This window comes from Ralstonia nicotianae, from assembly GCF_018243235.1.
In the GTDB taxonomy this organism is placed as follows: Bacteria; Pseudomonadota; Gammaproteobacteria; order Burkholderiales; family Burkholderiaceae; genus Ralstonia; species Ralstonia nicotianae.
In genome coordinates this window covers 573,083-590,606 of record NZ_CP046675.1, presented here as the reverse complement: position 1 = coordinate 590,606, position 17,524 = coordinate 573,083, and the positions used below count along the sequence as shown (strand labels likewise).

Annotated in this window: 14 protein-coding genes; 2 read left to right on the top strand and 12 right to left on the bottom strand. The window is 65.7% G+C overall.

Annotation, left to right across the window (positions count from 1 at the left end; genetic code table 11):
* Nucleotides 1-12: 12 nt before the first annotated feature.
* A complete protein-coding gene (locus GO999_RS18935; RefSeq protein WP_020830007.1) occupies nt 13-816 on the bottom strand; it encodes a helix-turn-helix transcriptional regulator in 804 nt (267 codons plus the stop codon).
* A 393-nt stretch (nt 817-1,209) separates the two neighbouring features.
* Between GO999_RS18935 and GO999_RS18930 the strand changes: the two genes are divergently transcribed.
* Complete coding sequence (locus tag GO999_RS18930) at nt 1,210-1,476, top strand: hypothetical protein (protein WP_225891710.1); 267 nt, start codon at nt 1,210-1,212, stop codon at nt 1,474-1,476.
* A 271-nt stretch (nt 1,477-1,747) separates the two neighbouring features.
* Here the strand turns inward: GO999_RS18930 and GO999_RS24995 are convergent, their stop codons facing one another.
* Nucleotides 1,748-1,870 (bottom strand): hypothetical protein, encoded by a 123-nt coding sequence (locus tag GO999_RS24995; RefSeq protein ID WP_264297099.1) that lies wholly within the window; start codon nt 1,868-1,870, stop codon nt 1,748-1,750.
* A 426-nt stretch (nt 1,871-2,296) separates the two neighbouring features.
* Nucleotides 2,297-3,340, bottom strand: coding sequence for an SGNH/GDSL hydrolase family protein (locus GO999_RS18925; RefSeq protein ID WP_028854383.1), 1,044 nt, complete (start codon nt 3,338-3,340; stop codon nt 2,297-2,299).
* Nucleotides 3,341-3,519: 179 nt separating this feature from the next.
* Between GO999_RS18925 and GO999_RS18920 the strand changes: the two genes are divergently transcribed.
* A complete protein-coding gene (locus GO999_RS18920; RefSeq protein ID WP_019719641.1) occupies nt 3,520-4,107 on the top strand; it encodes a TetR/AcrR family transcriptional regulator in 588 nt (195 codons plus the stop codon).
* A gap of 485 nt (nt 4,108-4,592) precedes the next feature.
* On the opposite strand, the gene GO999_RS18915 is transcribed toward GO999_RS18920, so the two are convergent.
* The 9 genes from GO999_RS18915 to GO999_RS18875 form a co-directional block, all read right to left on the bottom strand.
* A complete protein-coding gene (locus GO999_RS18915) occupies nt 4,593-5,261 on the bottom strand; it encodes a response regulator (protein ID WP_016727496.1) in 669 nt (222 codons plus the stop codon).
* A 35-nt stretch (nt 5,262-5,296) separates the two neighbouring features.
* Entirely contained in the window at nt 5,297-7,252 is a 1,956-nt protein-coding gene (locus tag GO999_RS18910) for a type IV pili methyl-accepting chemotaxis transducer N-terminal domain-containing protein (RefSeq protein ID WP_028854380.1), read from the bottom strand.
* A gap of 61 nt (nt 7,253-7,313) precedes the next feature.
* Nucleotides 7,314-7,835, bottom strand: a complete 522-nt coding sequence (gene mobB / locus GO999_RS18905) for a molybdopterin-guanine dinucleotide biosynthesis protein B (RefSeq protein ID WP_011004270.1) — start codon at nt 7,833-7,835, stop codon at nt 7,314-7,316.
* Nucleotide 7,836: 1 nt separating this feature from the next.
* Entirely contained in the window at nt 7,837-8,520 is a 684-nt protein-coding gene (gene narI / locus GO999_RS18900) for a respiratory nitrate reductase subunit gamma (RefSeq protein ID WP_019719643.1), read from the bottom strand.
* A gap of 7 nt (nt 8,521-8,527) precedes the next feature.
* Nucleotides 8,528-9,208, bottom strand: coding sequence for a nitrate reductase molybdenum cofactor assembly chaperone (gene narJ / locus GO999_RS18895; RefSeq protein ID WP_211907111.1), 681 nt, complete (start codon nt 9,206-9,208; stop codon nt 8,528-8,530).
* Nucleotides 9,209-9,225: 17 nt separating this feature from the next.
* Entirely contained in the window at nt 9,226-10,773 is a 1,548-nt protein-coding gene (gene narH / locus GO999_RS18890) for a nitrate reductase subunit beta (RefSeq protein ID WP_011004267.1), read from the bottom strand.
* Nucleotides 10,770-14,507, bottom strand: a complete 3,738-nt coding sequence (locus GO999_RS18885) for a nitrate reductase subunit alpha (protein ID WP_058908450.1) — start codon at nt 14,505-14,507, stop codon at nt 10,770-10,772. The genes narH and GO999_RS18885 overlap by 4 nt, the downstream gene beginning before the upstream one ends.
* A 168-nt stretch (nt 14,508-14,675) precedes the next feature.
* The gene (locus GO999_RS18880; RefSeq protein WP_064478574.1) at nt 14,676-16,061 is read right to left on the bottom strand and encodes a NarK family nitrate/nitrite MFS transporter; all 1,386 of its coding nucleotides are present in this window, start codon (nt 16,059-16,061) and stop codon (nt 14,676-14,678) included.
* Nucleotides 16,062-16,113: 52 nt separating this feature from the next.
* A complete protein-coding gene (locus GO999_RS18875) occupies nt 16,114-17,427 on the bottom strand; it encodes an MFS transporter (RefSeq protein ID WP_011004264.1) in 1,314 nt (437 codons plus the stop codon).
* Between the last annotated feature and the right edge of the window lie 97 nt (nt 17,428-17,524).

Genomic DNA, 17,524 nt, shown 5'->3' with positions numbered 1-17,524 from the left:
CGATCCGCATGCCTATTGATGCATCAGGTAATGGGCATGCTGCTTCGCAAGGAGCTCCTTGACGAGCATCGATTTCTTCGTGCACCCGAGTTTCTGCTTCATGTGCTCGAGATGGCTCTCGACGGTGCGATGCGAGATGCCGAGCGTGTTGCCGATTTCCTTGGCGGTCGCACCGGTCACGAGGAGCCTGGCGACATCGTCTTCCCGTGGGGTGAACATCGTCTTTTCGCCCGGGAAGGGGCGCTGAACCAGCGCTTCAATGCTCGTCGCAACCGGGGGCGGATTGACCGCGCGGTGAATGCGGTACTGATCCGCCTGCTCGATCAGGCCGGCGGCGGCCTGCAGGAAGTAGCTCGAAAAATTTTCGAGCCGATCAAAATTGTTCAGGTAGAAATTCAGCGCCATGACATTGCTGCGCGGCGCGTAAAAAATAAAATATTCGCTGAACGCATGGTTCTGATTCAATATCGCAAAACAGTGGTCGTAATCAAAGTAATCACGTTGATCCGCGAGCTGCTGGCGGTAGCGCGTTCGAAGATGTGCAGGATAGGTTTCAACCTTCCTGTCTAAAATGGAATAGCGTTCACGCTGTTCGAAATATTGCGGCGTATAGGCGCCGACAATGTAGCGGGCCTTGTGGAAGGTGTGTTCGAACGCCCCGGCGTCGCTCCACACTTCGGATCGCGTTCCATCCATGAACAGGCGCGAATACGAGAAGGAATTTAATCCGGTTTCATTAAAGAACGGTTGGCATAAGTTGCGGGCGCCTGAAAAAATGAATTCCGGTGTTTTCTTCATCGCAATGTCAAGCTGCATAAGATTCGTCCGTAATTTGTACGGATGTTTTGTGGGATTGCTCGTAAGAAAATGCCTGAACTGCCAAGGCAATCATTACCCTTTACTTAATTCCACCTTGAATTTTTTGCAGGGTGGGCGCGCAAATGGATCCGCCGGGCAGACCATTCGGCACGAATTGTAGTGTCGTCGGTGTCCGATGACCATCGAGTCAAGCCCCTACGGCTGATTTGGCGGGACGGTTGGGGAAATGGGCGTGAGCATTATTTATTGCAGATGTGAATTGCAATAAATGTTTGCGATTGAGGCAGGCTAAGCACTTCTGAAACGGAAGAGATGTTCCCTCTGCGCACGTCAAGACGTGGTGGGACGTGCGTGTGCGATGGAGTCGGAGCGATGAAGCGGGAAAGAAGTGTGGATGCCTATCCGCTCGAGAAGCGGGTGCACGTCAAGGATGCCCGGGACTACGTCTTCGAGCAGAGTGTGGCGTTCGGGGTCTTGTTCCTGATCCTCAGCCTGGTCATGGCCGTCGCGATGTTGAACAGGAAGCATCCCGTTGGGATGGAGCGGGCCATCTGCTGGGTGACCGGGGTCATGGTTGACTGGCGCTCATGGATGCCGCTGGCCGTGGGGTTCCTGCTGGTGGCTGCGGTGTGCCTGCTGCGCAGATTGCAGCGCTAGACCCCGGCCGAAGCCGGGCAGACCGGACGCCGCATCGACGTCCGTCCGGCGCGATGCATGCGTGGCCGTGGCGCTTGCCGGGCCCCGCGCGGGCGGCAGTCAACTGGGTGGCCTGTTCTTCGAGCGACTGCGTCGCTGCCTTCGATTCCATCGACCGCGCCACCTCCAGTTCGGCCGGATTCGCCGCCAGCATCACGCGCTGCAGTGAAATGGCGTGCCGGCGCACGGACGCACGGTACGCTTCCATCGTTGCGGCGCGGGCCCCGATGCCCTAGGTGTAGCGGGAAGCCTGATTGCTGGCGTCATTCATCGAGTTCACGGCGATGCCGGCCAGCGCGAGCATCAGAGCGGTCAGTGACGCAAATGCCAGCCGCAGCAAGGCTTTCACGGTCATGCTTTGGGGGCGGCGTAGCCTGAAATAACCGCGGTTGACGGAGGGGTGAGACACTTCGCTTCGCCTCACCCGTTCGCGGGGATCGTGTGCCGGCGCGTCGCGGTTGGGTTGAATCGGGCGCCTGATTTGATCTGGATTTCAGGTAGCTGCGCAGGCAGGGAGCGATCCGTTTCCTGCCGTCACTATCCGAAATTTTCGCCTATTGAGCAACCCAACCCGACGCGCGGGCTAGGTGTCCTGGAAGAAACGAGGATGAGGATTGCCAAATCCATGACAACCGAATCAGTGCTTGTGCGTTGTCCGATCAGAACCTTGATCGGAGAGTCGGATGAAGGTCTGGTAGATCAAATTACTGTCGGCGTCCCGCACCTGAAAGCAAAAACGCCCGCGACCACTGCGGGCGTTTTGTAGAACCGTGTGCCACGCTCAGTGCGCTACGCTGTCCGCCAGCAGACGCGCCAGCACGTTGCTGGCAATCAGACGATGGCCGGCCGTGGTCGGGTGCACGCCGTCGGCGAACAGGTAGCTCTGGTCCGCACCGGAAGCCACCAGCGTGTTGGCCGAGCAGAACAGCGAGCTGCCCCCGGCATTCGGCACCAGGGCGTTGACCTTAGTTGCATCGCAAGCTGTGGCACTGGTGTTGGCAAATCCGAACGAGGCGCCGTTCTGGATCACCGCGGTGAGCTGCGAATTGAAGTCGATGATGCGCGCCGAGGTGCCGGCCAGCCCGCTTTGCAGCGTCGTGTTGAACGCGCCCACCAGCGCACGCAGCAGTTCCTGGCCGGTCGTCCCACTTGCCACGCCCTGCGGCGTCAGGCTGCTGTCGGGCAGGTTGAACACGTAGACCTGCGTCGCGCCCTTGGCAATCATGTCCTTGACATAACCGACCAGATCCGTCGCCGCCTGCTGCACCTGGGCTGTGGCGATGGCGGGCGTCACGCCCGAACCGCTGGTGGCCACCGCGGCTGACCAGAAGAAGATGTCGTTATTGCCCGCGAGCACGAAGACGATGTCGCTGTTACCGTTGAACGCGTTATTGCTGGCAGCGTAGAAGTTGGCGAGCTGCTGCTTGACCGGATAGGTCAGCGCGCCGGCGCCGCCGTTGTGGCCGATGCCGTCCGGGTCCGTCACTCGTGAGCCACCCTGCGCGTAGTCGAAGCAGCCGGCCTTGGGGCAGCTCTGGACGGAGGTGCCATAGCCCATCACGGCCGGCGTCAGCGCTACGCCCAGTTGCGACGCCACGGTTTCGGCCCAGACAGGGCCCGGGTTGGTGGTGAACCTGCCGCCGCCCACCGCCTGCGCGACCGGGGTGTAGGTGCCAGCATCGCTCAGGCTGTCGCCGAACACCACCATGCGCTGCACCTTGACGACGCTGGGATTGCCGCTCTGGTCGGTTTCCCCGCCCCCGCATGCGGTCAGGCTCAGGGCGAGGGCAGCCGTCGCGGCGACCATCCATTGACGCAGGCTCATTGTCTGTTTTCCTTTCAATTAATAGATAGATCGTTCACTCTATTATTGATCAGCCAGACCGTCAAGTTAACTAGAGCGATCGATCTAGTTTTGACCTGGCCGGAGAAGAACCTCACTGCTGCGACGGAGCCGCTTGAGCCCGTGTGCTAGAGTGAGCAATCTAGTTATGAGGTGTTTCAGTGAGGACTATCGACCCGGTCAAACATGAGAAGCGACGGCAGGAAATTCTCGCGGCGGCAGACCGGTGCTTCCGCCGCGACGGATTTCGAGGCGCCAGCATCTCCAACATCTGTGCCGAGGCCCGGATGAGCTCCGGGCACCTCTATCACTACTTCTCCAGCAAGGAAGAGATTCTCCGCACCATTGTCGAGACAGGACTCATGCGCGGCACCGCTCGCGTTGAGGAGATGATGGCAAGCTTGGATCCGATCGGTAGCTTCATTGACCAGGCAGCAAAAACGAGGCATGGGCAAGCTGGCCAGTCGCTCGTGCTCGATATGCTGGCAGAGGCTGGACACAACCCGGCAGTCGCCGAAATCGTGAGGGATCACAGCCGCGAAGTGCGGTCGCTATTGACGAATTTCCTGAGGACAGCGCAGGAAAAGGGGCAGGTCGACAGTAGCCTCGATGCAGATATGGCGGCAGCGGTGCTGCTGGCTGTCGTAGATGGCGCCCAGGCGATGACCATCCGCGATCCGAAGCTGAACAAGAACCGGAGCTTCGCAAACATGAAGCTGCTCATCTCTCGCTTCCTGAAACCTCAATGATGATCAATCTGCCGATTTCGGCGAAGGTGATCAGAGGCGGGAGGGTACTGCGCGGTCAGAGGATGCGCATGGGGGGGTACCGTAACACCATGGCCATTGAGGTTCGCGCTGGTTGTTGTATCGGCCAAGCCGTGCATCGAGATCAGCCTGCAGTTTGACCTGGTGCTTGGAGATGCCGAGCTTCCCCGCGGCACGCCAGGCCATCAGACCGACATCGGCAGCTTGGATGACCTTGCAGCGATCCAGTCCCCCGTGCTCATTGCCCGCAGCCTCGTCGGATGCCGGGATTGGAGGGGGGCACAGTGGTGGCGATGTCCTGGCGGCACCGAGGCTGGTGCAGCGGCTGGAGGGGCGTCCGAGGTTTTCAGCGCCCACCGTGCCCACGCAGAGGGGGCGCGCCGACGAGGATGCCGCTCGTGGGGAAGGGCGGCGACGGAGAACGAAAACGGGATCGGGCGTGCGGCGTTGCCGGTGCGCCAGCGCCATCAAGCGCTGTTCAGCCCATGTTCGACGGCATAGACGGCCACTTGCACCCGGCTGGTCAGGTTGAGCTTCTTGAGGATGTTCTGCACGTGAATCTTCACCGTGCTCTCGGCCACGTCCAGCGCGCGGGCGATTTCCTTGTTGCTTTCGCCGCGTGCCAGGCCCCGGACGATCTCGCGCTCGCGCGGGGTGAGCCGGTCGGCGCTGACGGACGCGGCGGCTGCGGGGGCCGCCGGCGCAGCCTTTTCCGGCGCGCGGAAATGCGCGACCAGCTTGGCCGTCATGCTCTCCGAGATGACGGGCTCGCCAGCCGCCGCGCGGCGCACGCCCGCCACCAGGGTGTCCGCCTCGATGTTCTTCACCAGGTAGCCGCGCGCGCCGTCGCGCAGCGCGGCTTTCAATTCGTCGGCCTCTTCGGACACGGTCAGCATGACCACGGCCGTTTCCGGCAGGTCTTGCGCCAGCAGTTGCAGGGTCTCCAGCCCGGACAGCCCCGGCATGTTCAGGTCGAGCAGGATCACGTCGGGCCGGTGCCGCTTGGCGAGCTTGATGCCCTCCAGCCCGTCGGCGGCTTCGTCGACGACCTCGAAGTCCGGCTGCCGCTGCAGCAGGAGCCGGATGCCCGAGCGGAACAGGGTGTGGTCGTCAATGAGCAGGATGCGGATGGTCATGGTGGTCGGCGCGGTGGAGCGATGGAGTGTTGAGGTCAGGCGGCCTGACGCTGCTGTCCGGGCAGCAGCAGGATAACGGAGGCGCCCTGGCCGGGGCAGCCCTCCAGCCGCAGCTGTGCCGACAGCCACGCAGCGCGTTCGCGCATGATGTTCAGGCCGACGTGGGCCTCGCCGCATTCGGCGACTTCGGCGGCATCGTAGCCGCGGCCGTCGTCTTCCACGCGCAGCTCGAAGTCGCGGCCGTTGGTGATGGCCACGTCCACGCGGCTGGCCATGGCGTGCTTGCGCACGTTGGAGAGCGCCTCCTGCAGGATGAACAGCACCTGCAACTGCTGATCCGCCGGCAGGGGCGCGCCGCCGGCTTCCTGGTAGCGCAGCGTCGGCACGATGCCGCTCTGCCGCGCAAAGCGCGCCAGCGTCTGCTCGACCGCCGGGCGCAGCTCGCCGCTCTCCAGCTTGCTGCGGAAGTTCAGCAGCAGCTCGCGCACATCCTGGTAGCACTCCTCCACGCCGCAGCGCAGGAGCGGCACGGTCTCGCGCGCCTCCGTGAGGTTTTCGTCCTGCACGGCGGTGTCCAGCATCTGCACTTGCAGGTTCAGGAAATTCAGGCCCTGCGCGATGCTGTCGTGCAGCCCCTGTGCGACGAGGTTGCGCTCTTCCACCACGGCCAGCTGCGTGGCCTTGGCCTGCAGCCGGAGGTTTTCCAGCGCGATGCCGAGATGCTGGCCCAGCGTCTCCAGCAGGCGCAGATCGTTGGGCGGCAGCTGGCGGTCGTCGCGCAGGTGCAGCGAGAAGGTGCCGAGCACGGCCTGCTGCGTCAGGATGCGGAACACCGCCACGGTGGTGTAGCCCTCGCGCTGGCAGGGCAGTGCCATGGGCGCCGCCGGCTCCGCCTTGGACCGCATGCGGTGGAAGTCGTGCACGATCACCACGTCTTGCTGCGTGGCCTGGCCGCACAGGCATGTATCGGCGCGCATGCATTGCTCGGCCTCTTCCAGCTCGGCGGGCAGGCCGACGGACGCCACCATGTGCAGCCGCTCGCCGTCGGGGTCCATCACGCGGATGCTGCCGCCCGCGGCGCCGAACTGCGTGGTGACGCGATGCAGGAAGCCGCGGCACATCGCGTCGATATCGGACGAGATGTTGAGGAACGCGGTGATGTCGTACAGCGCGGACAGCTCGCGGTTCTGCTCGGCCAGCTCTTCGGTCTTCCGCGCCACGCGCGAGGCGAGATCGGCGTAGAGCCCCTGCAGCTCTTCGGCCATGCGGTTGAAGCCGTGCGCCAGCAGGCCGAACTCGTCGTACGACTCCACCGTCAGGCGCGTGGTGAACTCGCGCGCCGCCATGCGCTGGAGCCCGTCCTGCAGGCGCAGCACCGGCAGGATGATCCACAGGTACAGCAGATAGATCATCGCCAGGGAGCCCACGCTGGCCATGGCGGCCAGCGCGAACTGCGACAGCCGCAGCAGCGTGGTCTTGTGGGCGTTGCTTTGCTCGATCATGCGCACGAGCTGGTCGGCTTGGTCGATGAAGCCCGGCAGATGCGCCAGATAGGCCGACGGGGCCCCGTGCGGCCGGACGATGTCGGCGGCGATGCTGGGCTTGAGGCGGTTCCGCCAGGCGGCGCAGACGGCGTCGAACTGGCTGTGGACATCGGTGTCGGCCGGCAGGAACAGCGGCCGCTGGGCGTCGCCCTTGTTCAGACTGTCGAGGGTGGTGTCGAGCCGGCTGACCTGCTGGTCGAGCAGGCGGGTATCGCCGTTGCGCGCTTGCAGCACGGCCACGCCGATCTGGCTGGCGCGCATGCGCAGGCTGCCGGTGTCGTTGATGGCGGCGCCGGCGCCTTCAAGCTGCCACGACAGCCACAGCGTGCCGCAGATCATCGCCAGCACCAGCGTGAGCGCCGCCAGGGAGGCCGAGACGATACGGGTCGACAGCCGTTGCCGCACAGGAGGCAGCATCGCTGAAAGCGGGACGGAGGCAGCGTTCATGGTTGGGGCGCGTGTAAAGCCCGGCCATCCTCCGCTGGACTTGGATCGAGTCGGGGTGGCCTTATGCGGGCAGTGGATCGAGTTCGAGTATCTGCCAGATGAAGTCCGCCACGCTTTGCGGCCGATCAAGGAACAGGTTCGGGCGGTCCAGCGACAGCGCCACATCGCTGGCCACGGCGAGGATGCTGTCGTCGTCAGGATACATCGGCGGCTTGCCGAGTGCTGGACGATGCACTTCCAGGCGCGGGATCGGCTCGCGCCGGAAACCTTCCACCAGCGTGAGGTCGGCCGGGCTCATGCGCGCCAGCAGCGCATCCAGCGTGGGTTCCGGCACGTCCTGCAGCGTGTGGACGATGGCGTAGTGGTAGGGGGAGGCCACCATCACCTCGCTGGCGCCGGCGGCGCGCACCCGGGCGCTGTCCTTGCCCGGCGGCTCCAGCGTCAGCCTGTGGTGGCTGTGCTTGATCACGTTGACGCGCAAGCCGCGGGCGCGCAGCAGCGGCAGCACGGCCTCGATCAGCGTGGTCTTGCCGCTGCCGGAGCGGCCGGTGATGCCGAACACGGCCGGCTTGCGCGTTGCCATGTCAGCGTCCCCGCACCAGCTGCCAGGCGCGGCCCACGTACGTGACCGACGCCAGCCCGCTCCACACATGCACCAGCCGCGTGAACGGGAAGATCAGGAACAGCGACATCCCCATGAACAGGTGCAGCTTGAAGATCAGCGGCACGTCGGCGACGAAGCTGGAGGCGTCTGCCTGCAGGGTCACGATGTGCTGGGCCCAGGTCATCAGCAGCACCATCACGTGGCCGTCCAGATGGCCGGCGGAGGTGAAGATGGTCGTCAGGCCGAGCAGCAGCGTGATGAGCAGCCAGGCGAGCAGCAGCTTGTCGCCGCGGCGCGTGACGGCACGGATGCGCGGGTTGGAGAGGCGCCGGTAGATCAGCATCAGCAGGCCGATCAGGCACAGGCTGCCGAGCACGCCGCCGGCGGTCATCGCCACCAGTTGCTTGACGCCATGGGGCACGCCCAGCGCGTCCCACACCGCCACCGGCGTGAGCAGGCCGGCCAGGTGCCCGCCGAACAGGCCCAGGATGCCCACGTGGAACAGCAGGTTGCCCACGCGCAGCGTGCCGGTGTGCAGCAGCTGGGAGCTGTCGCTCTTCCAGGTGTATTGCTCGCGCTCGAAGCGCAGCAGGCTGCCGAGCAGGAAGATGGTGCCCGCAATGTACGGGTAGATACCGAAGAGCAGGGTGTTGAGCATCGTCATGTCAGGCTCACAGAGGGGTGGGGTGCGCAGCCGCGCCCTTGCGCGGGTGGAACTGCACGGGCTGCTCCGCCGTCGGCGCGGGGCGCAGCAGCGGCTCGACGCCGTCCGCGCCGGGGCCGAAGTGCTCCATGGCCTCGTCCATGTCGCGGATGGGCGGCTCGGTCAGCGGCTGCGGCTGCACGTCGCTGCGCGTGAGCAGGACATCGAAGACGGCGGCGTAGGACGTGCCGTCGCGCGCCAGGCGCTCGCCGACGGCGGCCAGCACGTGGATGGCGTCGCCCAGCAAGGTCGTGGCTTGCTCGCCGTGCCCGGTCGCGTCCATGTGGCCGAGCACTTCCAGGAACAGCGGCACGTAGTCCGGCAGCTCGTTGGCAGCGGGCTCGACGCCGTATTTGCGGTACTCCTCGATCAGGTCGACCATGGCCTGGCCGCGGTCGCGGCTCTCGCCGTGCACGTGCTCGAACAGATGCAGCGCATGCGACGGGTTACGGTCGAAGGTGGCAACGTAGTGTTCCTGCAAGGTGATGAGATCGGTGCCGCGCAGCGTGTCGAGCAGCGGCGCCAGCCGCCGGTGTGCATCGGGGGTGGCGCTGAGCAGGCGGTCGATCTCGGGCAGGGCGTCCAGCAGCTCCGGCTCGGGGTAGGCGAGCAGGGTGGAGAGCAGGTGGTACAGCGAAGGCTGGGTCATGATGGTCTCCGGTGGCATCAGGCTGCGCTGGTCTTCTTGCGCGAGACCGGCATGCTGATGGTCGACACGCTGGCCTTCTTGCGCCCGAAGAGCGTGCCCTCGGACACGCCGCCCGAGCAGCCGTTGCCGAAGCTGAAGCCGCACGCGCCCTTCTCGTCAAAGCTGTCCTGCGTCATCTCCTTGTGCGAGGCCGGGATGACGAAGCGGTCTTCGTAGTTGGCGATCGCCATGATCTGGTACATGTCTTCCACCTGCGCGGGCGTGAGGCCCACCTGCTGCAGCACGTCGAGATCCTGCGCGCCGTGCACGGTCTGCGCGCGCTTGTAGGCGCGCATGGCCAGCATGCGTTCGAGCGCGCTGACCACCGGTGCCTCTTCGCCCGCGGTGAGCAGGTTGGCGAGGTAGCGCACCGGAATGCGCAGGCTCTTCACGTCGGGGATCATGCCGTCCATGCCCATGACGCCGGACTCCGCCGCCGACTGGATCGGCGACAGCGGCGGGATGTACCAGACCATCGGCAGCGTGCGGTATTCCGGGTGCAGCGGGAAGGCCACCTTCCACTCGCAGGCCATCTTGTAGACCGGCGACTTGACCGCCGCGTCGATCCAGTTCTGCGCGATGCCCTGGCGCAGCGCCTCGGCCTGGATGGCCGGGTCGTGCGGGTCGAGAAACACGTCGAGCTGCGCGTTGTACAGGTCCTGCGTGTTTTCCACGCTGGCGGCGGCCTCGATGCGGTCGGCGTCGTACAGCATCACGCCCAGGTAGCGGATGCGGCCCACGCAGGTCTCCGAGCACACCGTCGGCTGCCCGGCCTCGATGCGGGGGAAGCAGAACACGCACTTCTCCGCCTTGCCGCTCTGCCAGTTGAAGTAGATCTTCTTGTATGGGCAGCCCGACACGCACATGCGCCAGCCGCGGCACTTGTCCTGGTCGACCAGCACGATGCCGTCTTCCTCGCGCTTGTACACCGAGCCCGACGGGCACGAGGCCACGCAGGTCGGGTTCAGGCAGTGTTCGCACAGGCGCGGCAGGTACATCATGAAGGTGTTCTCGAAGGTCGAGTACATCTCCTTCTGGATGTCTTCGAAGAGCTGGTCGCGGCCACGCGAGTCGAACTCGCCGGCCAGGTCATCTTCCCAGTTCGGGCCCCATTCGATCTTCTCCATGGTCTTGCCGGTGATGGCGGAGACCGGGCGAGCGGTGGGCGGCGTCTGCGACAGCGGCGCGTTCTGCAGGCGCGCGTAGTCGTAGGTGAAGGGCTCGTAGTAGTCGTCGATCTGCGGCAGGTTCGGGTTGGCGAACAGGTTGGCGAGGATCTTCAGCTTGCCGCCCTGGCGCGGCGTGAGCTTGCCGTCGGCGTTGCGCTGCCAGCCGCCCTGCCACTTGTCCTGGTTCTCCCATTGCTTGGGGTAGCCCACGCCGGGCTTGGTTTCGACGTTGTTGAACCAGGCGTATTCCACGCCGTCGCGCGAGGTCCAGACGTTCTTGCACGTCACGGAGCAGGTATGGCAGCCGATGCATTTGTCCAGATTGAGGACCATGGCCACCTGGGCACGGATTTTCATTGCGAGGCTCCCGGGAGTGTTTCGGCCAGTTGTTCTTCCATCCAATCGATGCGCTGCATCTTGCGCACGATCACGAATTCGTCGCGGTTGCTGCCTACGGTGCCGTAGTAGTTGAAGCCGTAGGCCAGCTGCGCATAGCCGCCGATCATGTGCGTGGGCTTGGTGACGGTGCGGGTGACGGAGTTGTGGATACCGCCGCGCATGCCGCTGGTCTCGGCGCCCGGCACGTTCACGATCTTCTCTTGCGCGTGGTACATCAGGCACATGCCGCGCGGTACGCGCTGGCTGACCACCAGTCGCGCCGTGAGCGTGCCGTTGACGTTGAAGACCTCCACCCAGTCGTTGTCGCGCAGGCCCGCGGCTTTCGCCTCGGGTTCGGACACCCAGACGTGCGGCCCGCCGCGCGAGAGCGTGAGCATGCGCAGGTTGTCGGAGTAGGTCGAGTGGATGCCCCACTTCTGGTGCGGCGTGATCCAGTTCAGCACCAGCTCCGGGTTGCCGTTGCTATGCTTGCCCAGCATCGGCTGCACGGTCTTGGTGTCGATGGGCGGCTTGTACAGGCACACGCCCTCGCCGAAGTCGAGCATCCAGCGGTGGTCCTGGTAGAACTGCTGGCGGCCGGTGAGCGTGCGCCATGGAATGAGCTCGTGCACATTGGTGTAGCCGGCGTTGTAGCTGACCTCTTCGGACTCCAGCCCCGACCACGTCGGCGCGGAGATGATCTTGCGCGGCTGCGCCTGCACGTCGCGGAAGCGGATCTTGTCGTGCTCGCGGCCGACGGCCAGATGCGTGTGGTCGCGGCCGGTGATCTTCGACAGCGCGTCCCATGCCTTGACCGCCACGTGGCCGTTGGTCTCGGGCGCGAAGGTCAGGATCATCTCGGCCGCGTCGGTGGCCGTCTCCAGGCGCGGGCGGCCCTGGCTGACGCCGGGCGTGGTCACCTTGTGCGTCAGGCCGGCGAGCTCGTGCACCTCGTGCTCAGTATCCCAGTTGATGCCCTTGCCGCCGTTGCCGAGCTTGTCCAGCAGCGGCCCGACCGAGGTGAATTTGCGATAGATGTCGGCATAGTTGCGCTCGACCACCGTCATGGCCGGCGCGGTCTTGCCCGGGATCAGGTCGCACTCGCCGTGCTTCCAGTCACGGGGGGCAAACGGCTGGCCGAGTTCGCCCGGGGTGTCATGCATGAGCGGCGTGCAGACCAGGTCGCGGCGCGTGCCCAGCAGTGGCCCGGCGATTTCCGTGAACTTCTTGGCGATGGTCTTGTAGATCTCCCAGTCGGTCTTGGACTCCCACAGCGGCTGCACCGCCTCCGACAGCGGGTGGATGAACGGGTGCATGTCGGACGTGTTGAGGTCGTCCTTCTCGTACCAGGTGGCGGTGGGCAGCACGATGTCGCCGTACAGGCAGGTCGTGCTCATGCGGAAGTCCAGCACCGTCAGCAGGTCGAGCTTGCCTTCGGCCGCTTCGCGCACTTCCACTTCGGCCGGCTTGATGGCGGCGGACTCATCGCTGAACAGCGCGTTCTGCGTGCCGAGCAGGTACTTCAGGAAATACTCATGGCCCTTGCCCGAGCTGCCCAGGATGTTCGAGCGCCAGACGAACATGTTGCGCGGGAAGTTGTCCGGGTGGTCCGGGTCTTCGCAGGCGAAGCGCAGCTTGCCGGCCTTGAGCTGCTCGACGGTGTAGGCCACCGGCTCCTGGCCGGCCGCCTGCGCGGCATCGGTCACGTCGAGCGGGTTGGCGTTGAGCTGCGGCGCGGAAGGCAGCCAGCCCATGCGCTCGCTGCGGGCGTTCAGGTCCAGCAGCGACAGGCCGTCGTAGCGCGCGCGGTCGGCCGTGGGGCTGAGGATCTCGTCCACCGAGAGCTTCTCGTGCCGCCACTGGCTGGTGTGGCTGTAGAAGAACGAGGTGCCGTTCATCTGGCGCGGCGGACGCGACCAGTCCAGCCCGAACGCCAGCGGTGCCCAGCCGAACTGCGGGCGCAGCTTCTCCTGCCCCACGTAGTGCGCCCAGCCGCCGCCGCTCTGGCCGATACAGCCGCACATCATCAGCAGGTTGATGATGCCGCGGTAGATCATGTCGTTGTGGTACCAGTGGTTCAGCGCGGCGCCGACGATGACCATGCTCTTGCCGCGCGTGCGGTCGGCGTTGTCGGCAAATTCGCGCGCCACCTGGATCACCTGCTGGCGCGGCACGCCGGTGTGCTTTTCCTGCCAGGCCGGGGTGTAGGGCACGTCGTCGTCAAAGCCGGCGGCGACGTTGGGGCCGCCCAGGCCCTGGTCGACGCCGTAGTTGGCCAGTTGGAGGTCGTAGACGGTGGCGATGCGCGCGGTGTTGCCGTCGGCCAGCGTCACGCGCTTGACCGGCACGCGGCGCAGGAGCCGCGCATCGTGCTCGCCGCCGAAGTACGGGAAGCCGACGTCCACCACCTCGTCGTGCGCACCGTTCAGCGACAGCAGCGGGTCGATCGCCGCGCCGTCGGCGGCGTCCTTCAGTTCGAGGTTCCAGCGCCCGACCTTGGCGCCGCCGTCGTGCTGCGCTTCGTTCCAGCGCAGGCCGATGGTGCCGTTGGGCACGACCAGCCGGCCGGTCGGCGCGTCGATCAGCAGCGTCTTCCACTCGGGGTTGTTGGCCTCGCCGTGGTTGCCGGCCAAGTGCGAGGCGCGCAGGAAGTGGTCGCTGGTGTAGCTGCCGTTTTCAGCCTCGCGCAGCAGGACCAGCATCGGCATGTCGGTGTACTGCTTGACGTAGTCGCGGAAGTAGGCGGACTTGCCCGTCGCGTGGAATTCCTTGAGCACCACGTGGCCCATCGCCATGGCCAGCGCGGCGTCGGTGCCCTGCTTGGGGGCGAGCCAGATGTCGCCGAACTTGACCATCTCGCCGTAGTCGGACGAGATCGCCACGGTCTTGGTGCCCTTGTAGCGGACTTCGGTGTAGAAGTGCGCGTCCGGCGTGCGGGTCTGCGGCACGTTGGAGCCCCACACCATCAGGTAGGTGGAGTTGTACCAGTCGGCCGATTCCGGCACGTCGGTCTGCTCGCCCCACACTTGCGGGCTGGCGGGCGGCAGGTCGCAGTACCAGTCATAGAACGACAGGCACACCCCGCCGATCAGGCTCAGGTAACGCGCGCCGGCCGCGTAGCTGACCATCGACATGGCCGGGATGGGCGAAAAGCCGACCACGCGGTCGGGGCCGTAGCGCTTGATGGTGTAGGCGTTGGCTGCGGCGATGATCTCGGTGGCGGTGTCCCAGTCGGCGCGCACGAAGCCGCCCTGGCCGCGCACGCTCTTGTAGCGCTTGGCCTTCTCCGGGTTCTGGCTGATGGATTCCCAGGCGGCGACCGGGTCCATGGTCTTGCGGGCCTCGCGCCACATCTGCATCAGGCGGCCGCGGATCAGCGGCGTCTTCACGCGCTGGGCGGAGTAGACATACCAGCTGTACGACGCGCCGCGCGGGCAGCCGCGCGGCTCGTGGTTGGGCAGGTCGGGGCGGGTGCGCGGGTAGTCGGTCTGCTGGGTTTCCCACGTGATCAGGCCGTTCTTGACGTAGACCTTCCACGAGCAGGAACCCGTGCAGTTCACGCCGTGGGTGGAGCGCACGATCTTGTCGTGCTGCCAGCGGCTGCGGTAACCGTCTTCCCAGCGGCGGTCTTCGTTGACGACGGCGCCATGGCCGTCGGCAAAGGTCGACCGGACATGGGTGAGGAACTTCAGGCGATCGAGAAAGTGACTCATGATGCGATGGTCCGCGCACCTGTCGGCACGCGGTGTTTGCGGGGATGGTTTGAGCTTACGGAGTGGTGCCGGGCGCGCCTATTCGCCGGGCGGTGTGCCGATGCACTGCGGTGGAGCTAGCCCGCGCCGCGCACCTAGTTCGAAAGAACTATGCCGCCCGGCCAGCGCTCAGCACGGCATGGGCGCGTTGCGGCGGGCGTAGATGGCCCACGTCACCAGTGCGCACACCACGTAGAAGGCGATGAAGCAGTACAGCGCGGCATTGACCGAGCCCGTCAGCTCCAGCGAGGTGCCGAAGCTCTTGGGGATGAAGAAGCCGCCGTACGCGCCGATCGCGCCGGTGAAGCCCAGCACGGCGGCCGATTCCTTGCCGGCGTCCTGGACGGCCTGGCGCTGCGCGGCGTCGTCCTGGCCCCGGGCCGCCCGCTGATGCTGCGTGAGGAAGATGATCGGGATCATGCGGAAGGTCGAGCCGTTGCCGATACCGGTCAGCGCGAACAGCACGATGAACATGGCGAGGAAGCCCGCGAAGCTGCCGGCATTGCCCTCGGCGGGCAGGAACATCAGCACGCCCACCACCGCCGCGATCATGCCGGCGAAGGTGAACAGCGTGACGCGCGCCCCGCCGAGCTTGTCCGAAATCCAGCCCCCCACCGGCCGCGTGAGCGCGCCGGCCAGCGGCCCGAGGAACACGTAGGCGGTCGGGTCGACATCGGGAAACTGCGACTTGGTCAGCAGTGCCAGTCCGGCCGAGAAGCCGATGAACGAGCCGAAGGTGCCGACGTACAGCAGGCACATCAGCCAGTTGTGGGTGCGCTTGAAGATCACGGCCTGGTCGGCGAAGGAGGCGCGGGCATCGGCAATGTCATGCATGCCGAACCACGCGGCCAGCGTAGCCGCAAGAATGAACGGCACCCACAGGAAGCCCGCATTCTGGAGCCACAGGCTGCGCCCCACGCCGCCGGCCGTGTAGGTCTGCGGGTCGCCGCCCAGCGCGCCGAACACGCCGACCGAAATCACCAGCGGCGTGATGAACTGCACCGCCGACACACCCAGGTTGCCGATGCCGGCGTTCAGCCCCGTGGCCAGCCCCTTCTTCTGCTTGGGGAAGAAGAAGCTGATGTTGGCCATCGACGAGCTGAAATTGCCGCCGCCCAGGCCGCACAGCAGCGCCAGCACCAGCAGGGTCGGAAAGCCCGTCTGCGGATCGCGCAGCGCCATGCCCATGCCCAGCGCGGGGATCAGCAGGCTGGCCGTGGACAGCGCCGTCCAGCGCCGCCCGCCGAAAATCGGCACCAGGAACGAATAGAAGATGCGCAGCGTGGCGCCCGACAGCGCCGGCAAGGCGGTGAGCCAGAACATCTGGTTCTTGGTGAGCGCAAACCCCGCTTTGTCGAGGTTGACCACGACCACGCTCCACAACGACCAGACCGCGAACGCGATCATCAGGGCGGGAATCGAGATCCACAGGTTGCGATAGGCCACCGACTGGCCGGTGGCGCGCCAGAACGAAGGGTTCTCCGGCTCCCAGTGCGTGAGGACGTTTGACGACATGATGAACTCCAGCAAAGCCGCGCCCCGGCGGGCACGGCAGATGAGAAAGGGATCAGGCGGCGCGCTGCGCGAGGGCAGCCGGGCGCGGCGGTTCGGACGGCATGCCGCCGCGCCCGGCGCGGAAGCTGAAGTGCATCCACACCAGGCTCACGCACACGGCGCCGTACAGCAACATGAAGCAGGTCGAGCGGATGCCGGTGAGATCGACCAGCACGCCGAACAGGATCGGCAGGACGAAGCCCGCCAGCCCGCCGGCCAGGCCCACCGCGCCCGAGACCGCGCCGATGTTGTCGGTGAAATCGTTCGAGATGAACTTGAAGACCGAGGCCTTGCCGATGGCCATGGCCACGCCCACCACGCCGATCAGCGCGGTGAAGGCCAGCGGCGACAGGCCGATGTGGAAGTCCAGCGGGCCGCGCGTGCTGGTCACCGTGAACTGCGTCTGCGGATAGCTCAGCAGGAAGAACGCGACCCAGCACACCCACATCACCGCCCAGGTGGTGCGGGAGGCGCCGTAGCGGTCCGACAGCCAGCCGCCCACCGCGCGCAGCACGCCGCCCGGCAGCGAGAAGCACGCCGCCAGGAAGGCCGCGGTCTTGATCGAGAAGCCGTACTCCGACACGTAGTACCGCGTGAGCCACAGCGACAGCCCGACATAGCCGCCGAACACCACCGAGTAATACTGCGAGTAGCGCCACACGCGCGGATCCTTCATCACCCGCAGCTGCGCGCGCAGCGAGACCGATTTGCCAGCGGCATGGGCCGGATTGGTGGCCGAGCCGAACCAGAACAGCAGCGCGGTGACCAGCATGGCGACGGCGTACACGCGCGGCACCACCGTCCACGTGCCCGCGGCGACCACCAGCAGCGGCGCGACGAACTTGTTGAGCGCAGCGCCCGCGTTGCCGGCGCCGAAGATGCCCATGGCAAAGCCCTGCCGGCTCTTGGGGAACCAGCGCGCCACGTATGGCGTGCCCACCGAGAATGAGCCGCCGACCAGCCCGACCAGCATCCCGAGCAGCAGGAACTGCCACAGCCGCGTCGCCTCGGCCACAAACCAGATCGGGACGACCGTGGCCAGCATCAGCAGGAAAAACACGATGCGCCCGCCGAAGCGGTCCGTCCACATGCCCAGCGGCACGCGCGCCAGCGAGCCCGTCAGGATGGGCGTTGCGGCAATCAGGCCGAATTCGGTTTCCGACAGGCCGAGCTGCTTCTGCAGCGGAATCCCGAGAATGGCGAACATCGTCCACACCGCGAAGCAGATGGTGAAGGCGAAGGTGGATGAGGCCAGTACCGAATAGGCACGCGGTACAACGGCCGCTTGCGCGATGGCATCTTGCGAAACGATGGGAGTGGAGGACATGGCTGACACTGGGCGCGAATAGGCTTGCCCAGTGTCGGCTGCGCCACGCAGGTGCGTCCATTCGTCACTGGAGGAGGACGGCCTGCGCCAGGGATTG

Excerpts from the sequence above, each read along its gene's own strand:
- GO999_RS18885 (WP_058908450.1), bottom strand. The coding sequence starts at position 14,507 with ATGAGTCACTTTCTCGATCGCCTGAAGTTCCTCACCCATGTCCGGTCG.
- GO999_RS18880 (WP_064478574.1), bottom strand. The coding sequence starts at position 16,061 with ATGTCGTCAAACGTCCTCACGCACTGGGAGCCGGAGAACCCTTCGTTC.
- narI (WP_019719643.1), bottom strand. The coding sequence starts at position 8,520 with ATGACGATGCTCAACACCCTGCTCTTCGGTATCTACCCGTACATTGCG.
- GO999_RS24995 (WP_264297099.1), bottom strand. The coding sequence starts at position 1,870 with ATGACCGTGAAAGCCTTGCTGCGGCTGGCATTTGCGTCACTGACCGCT.
- GO999_RS18925 (WP_028854383.1), bottom strand. The coding sequence starts at position 3,340 with ATGAGCCTGCGTCAATGGATGGTCGCCGCGACGGCTGCCCTCGCCCTG.
- GO999_RS18915 (WP_016727496.1), bottom strand. The coding sequence starts at position 5,261 with ATGACCATCCGCATCCTGCTCATTGACGACCACACCCTGTTCCGCTCG.
- GO999_RS18910 (WP_028854380.1), bottom strand. The coding sequence starts at position 7,252 with ATGAACGCTGCCTCCGTCCCGCTTTCAGCGATGCTGCCTCCTGTGCGG.
- narH (WP_011004267.1), bottom strand. The coding sequence starts at position 10,773 with ATGAAAATCCGTGCCCAGGTGGCCATGGTCCTCAATCTGGACAAATGC.
- GO999_RS18875 (WP_011004264.1), bottom strand. The coding sequence starts at position 17,427 with ATGTCCTCCACTCCCATCGTTTCGCAAGATGCCATCGCGCAAGCGGCC.
- narJ (WP_211907111.1), bottom strand. The coding sequence starts at position 9,208 with ATGACCCAGCCTTCGCTGTACCACCTGCTCTCCACCCTGCTCGCCTAC.
- GO999_RS18935 (WP_020830007.1), bottom strand. The coding sequence starts at position 816 with ATGCAGCTTGACATTGCGATGAAGAAAACACCGGAATTCATTTTTTCA.
- mobB (WP_011004270.1), bottom strand. The coding sequence starts at position 7,835 with ATGGCAACGCGCAAGCCGGCCGTGTTCGGCATCACCGGCCGCTCCGGC.